This is a genomic window from Luteibacter sp. P4_E6 (assembly GCF_056401535.1).
In genome coordinates this window covers 1-12,980 of the sequence record NZ_JBFUJE010000075.1, presented here as the reverse complement: position 1 = coordinate 12,980, position 12,980 = coordinate 1, and the positions used below count along the sequence as shown (strand labels likewise).

Below are 12,980 nucleotides of genomic sequence, written 5' to 3'. Positions count from 1 at the left end.
GGCGAAGGAATCCGTTCGGTCCGATCACCGTGAGGTCGTACGCATCGCCGCTGTTGGAGCTGGTCCAGTAGTCGGACAACGATTTACCGGCTTCCACCGTATAGGTCCACGGACCGTCGGAACGGAGCGACGAGGTCACGCTGAAGCAGGCACCGATGTCGCCGGTGTTGCCGAATCCAAGGACGTAACGTCCCTGTGCCTGGTCGAGCTTGCCTGTCACTTCGAGTGCGTAGGCCAGTGCACGCGCCGGACGTTGCCCACGCTCCTGTCGCGGAAGCTGCTGGTGAGTAGGCGGCGTCGGACTGAAGTCACTGTGGGTAGTGCGATCAGGCTGGTAGCCCGTGGTCGAGGGCAAAGGCGGCACGCGCCCATCGTGGCCTTCAAAATCGAAGGCGCGGGTCAGGTCGCCGCAGACCGCACGCCGCCAGGCAGAGATGTTCGGCTCGCGCACACCGAAGCGCTGCTCGAGGAAACGGAGGATGGACGTGTGGTCGTAGGTCTCCGAACACACCCAGCCGCCCTTGCTCCACGGTGAGACGATCATCATCGGCACACGCACGCCCAGGCCGTAAACACCCGCGTTGAAACCGTTGCCGCCCGCGTAGACTTCACCATCGATGCTGACCGTAGACAGCCCCCGGTCACGTGACTGCGGCGGATACGCCGGTAGCATGTGATCGAAGAAGCCGTCGTTTTCATCGTAGGTGATGAACAGTGCCGTCTTGCTCCAGACGTCCGGATTGGCGGTCAGGGCATCGAGCACCTGGTCGACATACCAGGCACCGTAGTTGGCGGGCCAGCTGGGGTGCTCGGTATACGCTTCGGGTGCCGCGATCCATGAGACCTGCGGTAGGCGGTCGGCCATGACATCCTTCTGCAGGAGGTCGAACAGCGACTGCCCATTCAGTGTATTCGTGCCCGTGCGGGCCTTGTCGTACAGCGGATTGCCCGGCTCGGCATTCCGGTACTGATTGAAGTAGAGGAGCGAGTTGTCGCCATAGTTGCCGATGTAGGGATTGGAACCCCAGCCCCAGCCGCCCGCCGCGTCGAGGCCGGTACCCACGTCCTGGTAGATCTTCCACGACACGCCGGCCGCTTCGAGACGTTCCGGGTAGGTCGTCCAGCCGTAGCCCAGCTCCGCATTGGAGAGCACCGGTCCGCCACCCTGCCCGTCGTTGCCGACGTAACCGGTCCACATGTAGTAACGGTTGGGATCGGTCGAGGAAAGCATCGAGCAGTGATACGCGTCGCAGACGGTAAAGGCGTCCGCCAGCGCATAGTGGAACGGGATGTCCTCGCGCGTCAGGTAAGCCATGGTCGTCGTGCCCTTCGACGGCACCCATTGGTCGTACTTGCCGGCGTTGAAGGCGGCGTGCGTATCGTTCCAGCCATGCGGAAGATCTTCGATGAACTGCAGGCCGAGGTTGTCCGCCTGCGGGCGGAACGGGAGCAGATAGTCGTCACTGCCGGCGGTCAGCGGCTGGTGCCAGACTGAGCGGCCACTGGAGAGCGTGAGTGTCCGGGGATCACCGAAGCCTCGCACGCCACGCATGCTGCCGAAGTAATGATCGAACGAGCGGTTCTCCTGCATGAGGATGACCACGTGTTCGACGTCCTTGAGCGTGCCAGTACGACGTGCCGCGGGTATCGCGAGCGCCTTCTGGATGGATGGCGGCAGTACCGACGCCGTGAACGCGGCACCCGCCGCGCCAAGGGAAAGCTTCAGGAAGTGTCGTCGGTCCTGGATCGTCATGCGTATCCCCGTGCGCTGGTTGTCCCCTGCGCCGGCGATTATCACGACGGGTTATGACAATTTGTGCACGTTAACGCTCCCCGCGGCTTCTCCTGTCTGAAATCGCAACGGACATCACACTTGGCTGCCATGGGCGATCCCGGCAGGAAGAGGCGTCGAGAGCGTCGCTATCCGAATCGGCCTACCGCCACCAAACCGCGACGGCATGAACCACTCCGCGTGCGGCGGCTCGTCGTTGAGTCGTCGTACTCGGGTTGATGAGGAAGGCTTCCTGTGCCCGTGCAAGCATCGGCGAGTCATCCTCGCTATCGCTATAGGCGTACCGCCATGCTTCACCGTATCCCGCTTCGGAAAGCATCCGGCACTTCTCGGCGCCGCGGCAGTGGCGCTGCATGATCCAGCCGCCACCTGCCCTTCGCAGGGTCGAGCCGATGACTTCCAGATCGCTGCCGAAGGCAACGAGCAACCGCTCGGCGAGCCATTGGGGAGCCGCCGTAACGACAACCACACGATCGCCACGGGCGATGTGCTCTCCAAGTCGTTCCATGCCATCGTCAAACCAACGCAAGCCTTGCAGGCCTCCCTCGAAACGCGTTGCGAACGCGTCGATGCTTTGCTCCACGGCAGAGCGATCAAGTCCGTAGGTGGTAATCCACAGCAGGACGGACGCGCCCGCGCGTCTCGCCCAGGAGAGGTGAAGAAGAACCCATGCCACGGGAAGGACCGGCAGTAAGGCAAGCCGCTTCCATGGAGACGCGCTAAGCAAGCCGCGCATCCAGGTTACGGTTGAATCCGCCGACAGCAGCGTCTTGTCCAGATCGAACACGGCGCAATCCCGTCGGACCTCGGGCGTCGAATCGAGCTGCACCGTTTAGTGGTTACCCTCGATCGCCTTCACGGCGTCGAGCGTCTCCTGGACATGCTTCTGCGGCTTGAGGCTCGAATAGACGTGCGTGATCTTCCCCGACGGAGCGATCACATAGGACGTACGGTCCGACCAGCCCGGCCGAAGCGTCAGCATGGCGTCGTACTCTTTTGCGATTTTCGCACCCTCGTCGGCCGCCACCGGGAACTTGCCGCCGCAGTGTTCGTTCTCCTTCGAGAAATCCGCCAGCTCACCGGTGTTGCCCGCCGTCACGCCGATCACCGTGGCGTGCAGCGCCTTGAACTTGTCGATCGCCTCCGAAAACATGTGGGCTTCGACATTGCAGCCATCCGTGTGTGCTGCCGGGAAGAAGTAGACCACCACCGGGCCTTCCTTCAGGGCATCGGCGAGCCTGAAAGTAAACGGCTTGCCGGCGAGGTAGGCCGGCGCGGTGAACTCCGGCGCCTGTGTGCCTTCCTTCAGGGCGGCGGAGGCGGGGGTGGCGAGCGCGGCCGTACCGGCCAGTGCGAGTGCGGCGAGGATCATCAATGGCTTCACGGCGGGAGTCTCCTTGGGCAGGGATAGAAAGACAGCATACATATACGTCAGGCGAGGTGTCGTGGATGCCGTCCTGGAGCAGCTTCCCTGAACCCATCTGGCGCTAGCTCTCAGCTCTTCTTCAGAAAGCAGACCTTGAGCACAAGACCCTTGATTTTGTCGGAGTTGCCTTCGATGTGCTCGGCATCGCCTTCGACCAGACGGATATTGCGGATCACCGAACCCTGCTTGAGCGGAATGGACGAGCCTTTCACCTTCAGGTCCTTGATCACCACAACGGTGTCGCCATTGTTGAGGACGTTGCCGTGGACATCGCGCACCACGGCGTCGCCCTCCTCGGCAGACGCCGACCGCTGGGGCCATTCGTGCGAGCAATCCGGACAGACGTAGCTGTCGCCGTCGGGGTAGGTGTTTTCCATGTTGCAAAGCGGACAAGCAGGGATATCGGATGTTTCCACGGCAAAGCGCTCTTATCTGGTAGGTAACCGCAAATAGTAGCCGCTTATGCTTCTTTTCAGAGCCAGCGCACGTATCGGCGAATGTAGACCGTCTTCACAATCTGGGTCAGGACACAGTAAGTAAGCACCGTGACGGCAACCCAGCCGAAGTAGACAGGCGGCAAGGCGACGAAGCCGAATGTCGACCCCAGCGAGGTGAAGGGTAAGACCAGGCCGATCAGGATCGTGGCCGTCGTCAACGCCAGGACCGGAGCGGAAGCCACGCTCTGCAGGAATGGGATCCGGCGCGTACGGATCATGTGGACGATCAGCGTCTGGGTCAGCAGGCTCTCGATAAACCAGCCTGTCTGGAAGAATGACTGGTGCGCGGGCGAATTCGCGCCGAAGACATGCCAGAGCAGCAGATAAGTGGTGATATCGAAGATGGAACTGACCGGACCGATCCACACCATGAAACGGCCGATGTCGCTGGCATCCCATTTTCGCGGCTTGCGCAGGTACTCGTCATCCATGCGATCGAACGGAATCGACAGCTGCGAGGTGTGGTACAGCAGGTCCAGCACCAGAAGTTGCAACGGCAACATCGGCAGGAACGGCAGGARGGCGCTCGCCACCAGCACCGAGAACATGTTGCCGAAGTTCGAGCTGGCGGTCATCTTGATGTACTTGATGATGTTGCCGAAGGTGATGCGGCCTTCGATCACACCCTCCTCAAGCACCATCAGGTTCTTTTCCAGCAGGATGATGGAAGCCGACTCCTTGGCGATATCCGTGGCCGTATCGACCGAGATGCCGACATCGGCCTGGCGCAATGCCGGTGCATCGTTGATACCGTCGCCCAGGAAGCCGACGGTGTGGCCCTGGCGTTGCAGGGACTTGACGACACGCGCTTTCTGCAGCGGCGCCATCTTGGCGAAGACGGTCGTTCGCTTGACCAGCGCATCGAGCGCATCGTCGTCCAGGGGCTCGATGTGCTTGCCCTGCGCGGAGTGCTCCACATCCAGGCCGACTTCACGGCAGATCTTACGCGTGACCGCTTCATTGTCCCCGGTGATGACCTTCACCTCGACACCGTGATGGTTAAGCGCGGCAATCGCCTTGCCCGCCGTATCCTTCGGCGGATCCAGGAACGCCAGGCAGCCCACCGCGATAAGACCGCTTTCATCTGCCACGCCATACGGGCGCCCTGCCGGCGGCTGATACTTGATCGCCACCACCAGCACACGCAGGCCGTCTTCATTGAGCCGGTGCGTCATCGCCTTGATCGCAGTCCGGTGCTCGTCGGTCATCGGCAGGATGTCGTCGCCGGCCTTGGCCAGCGTACAGATCGATAGCATCTCCTCGACCGCGCCCTTGCACACCAACAGATCTTGAGAGTTGCCGCCGCTCACCACGACCGACATGCGGCGGCGCTGGAAGTCGAACGGAATCTCGTCAACGACGTGGAAATGCACCGCGGTGGCCTCGAGGTCGCGATGCTCCAGAACCGCCTTGTCCATGAGGTTCTTCAGTCCGGTCTGGAAGCGGCTGTTGAGGTAGCCAAACTCCAGGGCTTCGTCCGATTCCTCGCCGTAGAGGTCGATGTGGCGTTCGAGAACGATCTTGTCCAGGGTGAGCGTGCCGGTCTTGTCCGTGCACAACACGTCCATCGCACCGAAGTTCTGGATCGCATTGAGCCGTTTCACCACGACCTTCCGCCGGGACATCGCGATGGCGCCCTTGGCGAGGTTGGCCGTCACGATCAGCGGCAGCATTTCGGGTGTCAGGCCGACCGCCACGGAGAGTGCGAACAGGAACGCCTGCAACCAATCGTGCTTGTCAACGCCATTGATGACGAAGACGATCGGCACCATCACCGCCATGAAGCGAATCAGCAACCAGCTCACGCTCTTGACGCCACGATCGAAGCTCGTTTGCACGCGCTTGCCGACTACGTTGCGCGCCAACGAACCCAGATAGCTGCGCGCCCCCGTGGCCACGACCACGGCTGTCGCCGTGCCGCTGACGACGTTGGTGCCCATGTAGCAGACACTCGGAAGGTCCAGCGGATTGTCCTCCGGGCCCGGCCCCGTCTCGCCGGTGATGTCCCGAGGGGAAGGTGCAGCCTTCTCCACAGGCAATGATTCGCCGGTGAGGATAGCCTGGCTGATGAAGAGGTCCTTCGCGCTCAGCAGGCGTAGGTCGGCGGGCACCATGTCGCCGGCGGCCAGATGYACGATGTCGCCGGCCACCAGCTCCGACACCGGCACATCGATTCGCTCCGCGTGCCCGTCCGCGGCCCGGCGCGTCAGTGTTGCCGTGTTGCGCACCATCGCCTTCAACTTCTCGGCCGCCTTCGAGGAGCGGTATTCCTGGGCAAAACTCAGGAACACGCTGATCGATACCATCGCCGCAATGATCGTCGGACCGGTCAGGTTCGTGCGATCGGTCAGTAGCTGCACCCCCGCCAGCACCAGCAGCACCACGATGAATGGATTCTTGAACGCGTGCAGCAGCTGAAGCGACCCATGCGGTGGCTTCTCATGCGACACCTCGTTCGCGCCGTCGCGATCCAGCCGCTGGGCGATCTGTGCTTCATCGAGGCCAGCGGCGCTGGTGTCCAGCGCGGCGAGCAATGCCTCGTTATGGAGGAACGCTTCCATCGCAACGGACACGCGGACCGGTGCGTAATCGTGAATGAGCTTCATGGCCCATCTCCTTGTAACGGCGCCGCAGGCAGCCGTCAGGAGCGGGCCGGACTTCCCTAGTCGAGGAAGGCGCCGGCCGACCGCAGGCGGTTGCCGCAGACAGTCAGGTTGTTATGCGCCGCCGGTATCCGATGCTCGCGGATGCCGACGTTGCGACTAGGGTAGACGTCCATATGCTTTGGTCTGGGAGGACAGGAGTGCTTTGAATAGAGTTCCATGGCGCGGCGTGACGTGCAACCGCTTCGGCGAAAAGAATCCGTAAATTTTGTCATCGGTGAAGACACGCCGGAATGCCGAGACCGAGTGATAGCCCTTCATTAACGTGAGTCACTTTTTCGCCTTCCCACGATTGAATGCGACGGCGGTTCGTACTAACGCCGTCAGAGCTTTCTCGTCAATCGTATCGCCCTCGAAGAGATCGATCGCGCGCCATACTTTGCCGCCGAAGCCGTTGTTGAACAGTTTGTCCGGATCAGCGAGGGCCGCGCCATGGGCAAAGGTGAGTTTGACTTTTTCCTTGTGCGCGTTACCGACCAGGAGGTTTCCATCAAGAACCCACACGGGGCTTCCCATCCACTTCCATGCCTCGACGATAGCCGGATCCGCCTTGAGGATCGCCTTGCGCAGGCGCGCCAACATCGGACCGCGCCAGTCAGCAAGACCGGCGATGTATTCGTCAATGCGTAAGGAAGGGTTTTCCTGGCTCACCATGTCTCTCCTGTTGGCTCACGACAGTCAAACGGCGCCGAGGAGGAAGCCGACGGAATCCGGGCGAAACGTGTTCGCGAGCACGCGAGAGGCCGCTGGCGACTTTTCGGTCGTACCGACGGGAGCCCTGGGTTTGAGACCCGGCGTACTGACCGTACCTTCGGTACTYAAGGCATGGCTCGATCACGTCGTTCGCGCCCGGCGCACCTTCACCATGACCTCGGCGGGAAAGGTCGGCACGCTGCATGATCGGCCGGTCTACATCGCGGTGGCGTCTGGTGGCCGGTTCTCCGGTGAGCGCGCACGCCAGCCCGACTTCCTGACGCCCTACCTCACGACCATCCTTGCGCTGATCGGCCTGCACGACCTCAGGTTCTTTTCCGTCGAGGGGACGGGCGCAGGCACAGAGGCCGTCGCGGCCACCAGGGACGCGACCGAGACGGCCCTTCAAGCGCATTTCTCGATGTCTGACGTTATTTAGCGTCGCCGATTTTCCGATCGAGGAAACTGCGGATCAACGGCACCATTTCATCGGCACGGTCTTCCAGGGCGAAATGCCCTGTCGGAATCAGATGAAACTCGAGGTCCTTGAGGTCGCGTTTATAGGGATGCGCACCGTCGGCCGGGAAGATGAAGTCGCGCTCACCCCAGACGATCAGGGTGGGCGGCTGGTGCTTGCGGAACAGTTCCTGCACAGCCGGGTATAGCGGAAGGTTGGTGCGATAGTCGTACATGACATCCATCTGCACGTCCGCATTCTTCGGACGATCCAGAAGCGCCTGGTCGTGGATCCAGTTATCCGGCGACACACGGGTCTTGTCGTCGACACCGTCGGTGTACTGGAAGATGGTCGTCTCCAGCGTGACCAGTCCGAGTAGCGCGTCCCTGCTCGTCTTGCTGCCATCGTTCCAGTACGTCTTGATCGGATCCCAGAACGTCTTCAGGCCTTCGTCGTAAGCGTTTCCGTTCTGGATGACGAGAGCCGTCACCCGTTCCGGTGTCTTCAGGAACAACCGCCAGCCGACCGGTGCGCCGTAGTCCATCACATACATCGCGAATGACGTCACGCTGAGCTGTGCGAGCAACTTCTCCACGATATCGCCGAATCCATCGAAGGTGTAGGCGTACGTGGCCGGGTCCGGCATGTCGCTTTGGCCGTAACCGGGGTAATCCGGCGCAATGACGTGGTATCGGTCCGCAAGCAGCGGGATCAGGTTGCGAAACATGTGCGACGAGGTGGGGAACCCGTGGAGCAACAGGACCACCGGGCCGTCCGCCGGGCCCGCCTCACGGTAGAAGATCTTCAGCCCTTCGATGGTCGCGAACCGGTGGTGCACCACGACGGGGGCGGCGTTCGCTACGGGTTTGACTTGCGCGTTCATAGACACGGATCTCCGAGGTGAACATCACGTATCAGCCTACGGACTCTTCCGGGGTCTGGCTTGTTCGCTCGCGTGCTTTTTGACGATTCGCACAGTGCGGCTTGATTGACGACGCCAACCCGACGCACTATGGAAGCCATGTAAGTCCGCCCATTGAGGTGACGGTCATGGCCACGCTGGTCTCCGTGAATGTCGGCTTGCCGAAGGACGTTTCGTGGCAAGGCCAGGTCGTCTACACCAGTGTGTGGAAGGCGCCGGTCACGGGCCGGGTCATGGCGCGCCGGCTCAACATCGACGGCGACGGGCAAGGCGACCTCCAGGGGCATGGCGGGGAACACCGCGCCGTCATGGTCTATCAGGTCGAGTCCTATCGGCACTGGGAGGCGTTTCTCGGCAGACCGCCCATGGCATGGGGTTCGTTTGGCGAGAACCTCACCGTCGATGGCCTGGCCGATAGCGAGGTTTTCATCGGTGACCGCTTTCGCATGGGCGGCGCCCTGCTTGAGGTCACCCAGCCGCGTGTCACCTGTTACCGCGTGGGACTTCGGCTGGAGGAGCCGAGAATGCCTTCGCTACTGGTCTCGCATAAGCGACCCGGATTCTACTGCCGCGTGATTGAAGAGGGATTCATAGGCACCGGCGACGTCATTACGAAAGAGCTCTCGGGCAGCGACGTGAGCGTCGCGGAGATCGACGCCCTGCTCTATCTGACTGACCACCCGCGCGACGCTCTGGAACGCGCCATTCGTGTGCCCGCCCTCAGCAAGGGCTGGCGAGAGTCGCTGGAATCGATGCTTGCCGCTGGCCCCCATGCCCCAGGCAACGCTGGCCTGACCGGATTGCCGAACGCTGAACCGGCCTGGCGTGGCTTCCGCGACGTCACGGTGCAAGCGATCGTTTCGGAAAGTACCTCGGTCAAGTCCTTCGTACTCGAAGCGGCCGAGGGTCCCGCCCTGCCTCCGGCTCGCGGCGGCCAGTTCATCGTGGTCAGATTGACGCGGCCTCCCCCGCAATTGCCGCTCATACGAAGCTATTCGCTTTCCGACGCAAGCACGCCGGGCCGGTATCGTTTCTCAGTGAAACGGGCGGGTGGCGAGGGAAGCCAATACCTGCATGGCCACATCAACGAAGGCGACCGCCTGAGCATCAGTGCACCGCGCGGGAGCTTCGTTCTCGGGCCCGACCACCATGCACTGGTCTTCTGGAGCGCAGGCATCGGCATCACTCCTGTTCTGGCGATGCTCCGCGAGCTGGCCGGCGATCCGACAACCTACGCAAAGAAGATCTATTGGATTCATGGTTCGCGCAGCGGCGAGGAGAACGCATTCGCCACCGAAGTGGACGGCTTGCTTCGACAGCTCGGACCCGCGATACGCCTCATTGCATTCAGTCAGCCTGGCGAAGCGGACGGCATCGGTCGCGAGTATGACGTTCGAGGCCGGATCACCCTGGCGACGCTGGATCGGCTCGCTATCCCACTTGATGCCCATGTCTATCTTTGCGGTCCCATGGCATTCATGGAGGAAGCACGGACCAGCCTTCACGCCGCAGGATTCCCGGATACGAACGTCTCCTCGGAACTCTTCGCCGGCGTCGAAGCGCTCCGTCCCGGGATCGTCCCCACCGCGCCTCGAGCACCCCACCCACCGGACGATGCCTCAACGGAGGGTGCGCTGGTGACCTTCGTTCGAAGCGGCCTCAGCGTGCATTGGAACGGGCGATACACCAGCCTGTTGGACCTGGCGGAAGCCTGCGATGTTCCGGTCCGGTGGTCCTGCCGCTCGGGCGTCTGTCATAACTGTGAGACGGCCATGATCGACGGGACCGTCTCGTACTTCACGGAGCCGCTTCAACCTCCCGCGACGGGACGCATCCTGATCTGCTGCAGCGCACCGTCGGGTGACATCGAGCTGGATCTCTAGGCGCTCGAAACGACTAAAATAGCCGGTCCCGACAAGCGTGTCGTCCCGACCTCGGCTATGGTCTTGTTGAGAGGTACCGCCTGCCCTGCCCCGACATGGAGCTCACCTTGGCTGACCCGAACCGCGCGAAGCTCGCTTCGACATGGCATGCGGGCGAGCGTGCCATGCAGCACCGCGCGGGCGTGGACGATGCCCTGGCTGGCCTGGACGTCCGTCTCTTTCGAAACAACCTCAGCGCGGTCCAACAGGCGTTCTATGCTCGGCTGTCGTATGCCGTAATCGGCAGCGTCGATCGGGCCGGTGACGTCTGGGCGACGATGATCGAGGGGCGCCCGGGGTTTCTGGCAGCGCACGGGGCATTTGCGCTCGACGTCACGTCGGAACGCGACACGGCCGACCCCGCGGATGAGGGACTTGAAGGGGGTGAGGCGGTCGGCATGCTCGGCATCGACCTGTCGATGCGACGCCGTCTTCGGTTGAACGGTCACATCGAACGTGAATCGCACGGAGTATTCAGGCTCGCGATCGAACAGAGTTTCGGTAACTGTCCCAAGTACATCCAGGCACGGGACGCCTCATTCCCCTCGTCAAAGGCCGAATGGCAGCCGGCGATCGCCGAACAACTGCCCGCTCTGGACGAGCCGGCCCGCGCACTGATCGCGTCGGGCGACACGTTCTTCGTCGCTTCCTATGTCGATCGCGAGGGTGGTGAGCRTCAGGTCGATGTTTCCCATCGCGGCGGACTCCCTGGATTCATGCGCGTCGAGGCGAATGGGGTCATTACCGTTCCGGAGTTCCCAGGCAACACGTTCTACAACACGCTGGGTAATTTCCTGCTCAATCCCCGGGCTGGATTATGGTGCGCCGACTTCCGGACCGGAGACGTACTCCAGATGACGGGAGATGTTCTTCTGGGTTCCCACGGCACGGCGTCCTTCGCCGAGGCTGAGCAATTCTGGCAGTTCGTTCCCAGGCGCATCGTCCGTCGCCGTAGCGCACTGCGGCAACGGTGGATGCTTTTTGAAGACGGGTGGTCGCCGGACTCGCTCGACATGGGTACCTGGGAAGCTACCTGAGCCCGTCGTAGACGATACGGGTAAAGAAATCCGGATCGATCACGAAGTGCCCGTAAACCGCGTCATACGGCGCGGTCGGCTTTGCCGCGACCACTTCGTCACGCGACTTTCCCTGCTTCTTCAGCGCGGACACCTTGTCGCGAACGCCGGCAAGCATGTCGCGAAACTCGCGGAACTGCTTCTTGTTGCCGACGGGGCCGTGGCCCGGGACAAGAACGACATCGTCTTTCAACCGGGCGAGCACGGCATCGTCAGCCTTGATCATGCCGTCGATACCACCGCCGTTCTCGTTGTCGATGAAGGGATACACGCCGTTCCAGAAGAGATCGCCGAGCGAGGCCACGTTGGCCTCCTTGAAGACAACATACAGGTCGGTATCCGTATGGGCGGGATCGACCAACACGACCTCCACGGTCTGGCCGTCGAAGTGATAGGTCTTGTTGGCCGTTAGCACCTCGGTAGGAATCGCCCGGGCTGGAAGGGCCGGGAAGGTGAAGTCCCAGTCGTCGACGCGTATGGACCTCGAGACCCGCTTCACCGTGCCTGCCGTTGCGATGATCGTCGCGCCGTCGTCGCGAACCCAGGGATTCCCGTCGGTGTGATCCCAGTGATAGTGGGTATTGATCAGGTATTTGATGGGCGCGTTGCTTATCGCCGCAAGCGCGGCCTCGACTCGTGGCCGGGATACCGCGATGCCGGCATCTACCATCAGTTTGCCCTGCTTGCCCGTCAGGACGGTGATGTTTCCGCCGGAGCCCGAAAGCATGCTGAGCGGGCCGCGCAAGGGCGTGGTGTCGATCGGCGTCGTGGCGGCGGCCTTGTTGATCATGATGACCGGACTGACCGGCTTGGTGGGACCCTCTGCCCGGGCCATGCCGACGGTGGCACCGCCGACCGCGGCCAGCGTCACGGCAACGTCGAGAAGAACGGTCTGGAGCCGACTGCGTTTCATATCGCTGTCTCCCTGATAGCGACGAGGCGGCCGTCGCGGTCCTCCTATTCAGCGCCCCTGTCCGGCCGAATTCTTGTTGAATCCGGCCGGGTTCGTTACTTCACCCATTCCAGGAGGGGCTGGCCCTTCGGCACGATGTACGTGCCGATCTCGGCAGCATTCGTCGTGCCCACATTCTTTGCACTGTGGACGACGCCCTTGGGGACGAACAGGACGTCGCCGGCTTTCAGCGTCACCGGCGGCTTGCCTTCCAGGTCGTACTCGATCGTCCCCTCGACGACGTAGATGATCTCCTCGCCGGGGTGACGGTGTTTCGCGGCGATATGGCCGGGGTCGAGGTCGACCCGCGCCTGGACTTCCTCCCATCCTGGAATGCTCAGGTCGTGCTGTGACAGCTGCGTGCGCTTATCGGCCTGTACCGAGGTGCCCACAAGAAGCGCCGCGATGGCAACCAGGCCGCACATTGTTGGTTTAAATCGATGCATGACACTCTCCTTACTGTGCCGGCTTCTTGAAGCGCAGCATGAAGCGGTCGGTCTTGCCCTTGATCGCGGGATCGAAAATCTTGAGCGTGTGATCGTCTGCCGGATTGGCGAGAATCGTCGCCTCGGCATCGAGC

Annotated in this window: 12 protein-coding genes; 3 read left to right on the top strand and 9 right to left on the bottom strand. The window is 62.1% G+C overall.

Annotation, left to right across the window (positions count from 1 at the left end):
* The 6 genes from AC1DT2_RS07295 to AC1DT2_RS07270 all read right to left on the bottom strand — a co-directional run.
* Nucleotides 1-1,753: phosphocholine-specific phospholipase C (locus AC1DT2_RS07295; RefSeq protein WP_477295520.1), on the bottom strand; the 1,753-nt coding region annotated here is incomplete at its 3' end.
* Nucleotides 1,754-1,934: 181 nt separating this feature from the next.
* Entirely contained in the window at nt 1,935-2,579 is a 645-nt protein-coding gene (locus AC1DT2_RS07290; protein ID WP_477295518.1) for a haloacid dehalogenase-like hydrolase, read from the bottom strand.
* A gap of 45 nt (nt 2,580-2,624) precedes the next feature.
* Nucleotides 2,625-3,176, bottom strand: coding sequence for a peroxiredoxin (locus AC1DT2_RS07285; protein WP_477295516.1), 552 nt, complete (start codon nt 3,174-3,176; stop codon nt 2,625-2,627).
* A gap of 110 nt (nt 3,177-3,286) precedes the next feature.
* Complete coding sequence (locus tag AC1DT2_RS07280; protein ID WP_477295514.1) at nt 3,287-3,634, bottom strand: zinc ribbon domain-containing protein YjdM; 348 nt, start codon at nt 3,632-3,634, stop codon at nt 3,287-3,289.
* A gap of 56 nt (nt 3,635-3,690) precedes the next feature.
* Nucleotides 3,691-6,321 carry a magnesium-translocating P-type ATPase gene (gene mgtA, locus AC1DT2_RS07275; protein ID WP_477295512.1) on the bottom strand — a complete coding sequence of 877 codons (2,631 nt, stop codon included), beginning with the start codon at nt 6,319-6,321 and terminating at the stop codon, nt 3,691-3,693.
* A 327-nt stretch (nt 6,322-6,648) separates the two neighbouring features.
* Nucleotides 6,649-7,032: a DUF1801 domain-containing protein gene (locus tag AC1DT2_RS07270; RefSeq protein ID WP_477295510.1), complete on the bottom strand. Its 384-nt coding sequence runs from the start codon at nt 7,030-7,032 to the stop codon at nt 6,649-6,651.
* On the opposite strand from AC1DT2_RS07270, the gene AC1DT2_RS07265 reads away from it, so the two are divergent.
* Nucleotides 6,989-7,510 carry an NAD(P)H-dependent oxidoreductase gene (locus tag AC1DT2_RS07265; protein WP_477295508.1) on the top strand — a complete coding sequence of 174 codons (522 nt, stop codon included), beginning with the start codon at nt 6,989-6,991 and terminating at the stop codon, nt 7,508-7,510. The genes AC1DT2_RS07270 and AC1DT2_RS07265 overlap by 44 nt on opposite strands.
* Here the strand turns inward: AC1DT2_RS07265 and AC1DT2_RS07260 are convergent.
* The gene (locus AC1DT2_RS07260) at nt 7,503-8,411 is read right to left on the bottom strand and encodes an alpha/beta fold hydrolase (RefSeq protein WP_477295506.1); all 909 of its coding nucleotides are present in this window, start codon (nt 8,409-8,411) and stop codon (nt 7,503-7,505) included. The genes AC1DT2_RS07265 and AC1DT2_RS07260 overlap by 8 nt on opposite strands.
* A gap of 167 nt (nt 8,412-8,578) precedes the next feature.
* On the opposite strand from AC1DT2_RS07260, the gene AC1DT2_RS07255 reads away from it, so the two are divergent.
* Complete coding sequence (locus tag AC1DT2_RS07255) at nt 8,579-10,333, top strand: MOSC domain-containing protein (RefSeq protein WP_477295504.1); 1,755 nt, start codon at nt 8,579-8,581, stop codon at nt 10,331-10,333.
* Between the two features lie 107 nt (nt 10,334-10,440).
* Nucleotides 10,441-11,409 (top strand): hypothetical protein, encoded by a 969-nt coding sequence (locus tag AC1DT2_RS07250; RefSeq protein WP_477295502.1) that lies wholly within the window; start codon nt 10,441-10,443, stop codon nt 11,407-11,409.
* Here the strand turns inward: AC1DT2_RS07250 and AC1DT2_RS07245 are convergent.
* Together AC1DT2_RS07245 and AC1DT2_RS07240 are read right to left on the bottom strand one after the other, a co-directional pair.
* Complete coding sequence (locus tag AC1DT2_RS07245; protein WP_477295500.1) at nt 11,402-12,361, bottom strand: MBL fold metallo-hydrolase; 960 nt, start codon at nt 12,359-12,361, stop codon at nt 11,402-11,404. The genes AC1DT2_RS07250 and AC1DT2_RS07245 overlap by 8 nt on opposite strands.
* 95 nt (nt 12,362-12,456) lie before the next feature.
* Nucleotides 12,457-12,846, bottom strand: coding sequence for a cupin domain-containing protein (locus AC1DT2_RS07240; RefSeq protein ID WP_477295498.1), 390 nt, complete (start codon nt 12,844-12,846; stop codon nt 12,457-12,459).
* Between the last annotated feature and the right edge of the window lie 134 nt (nt 12,847-12,980).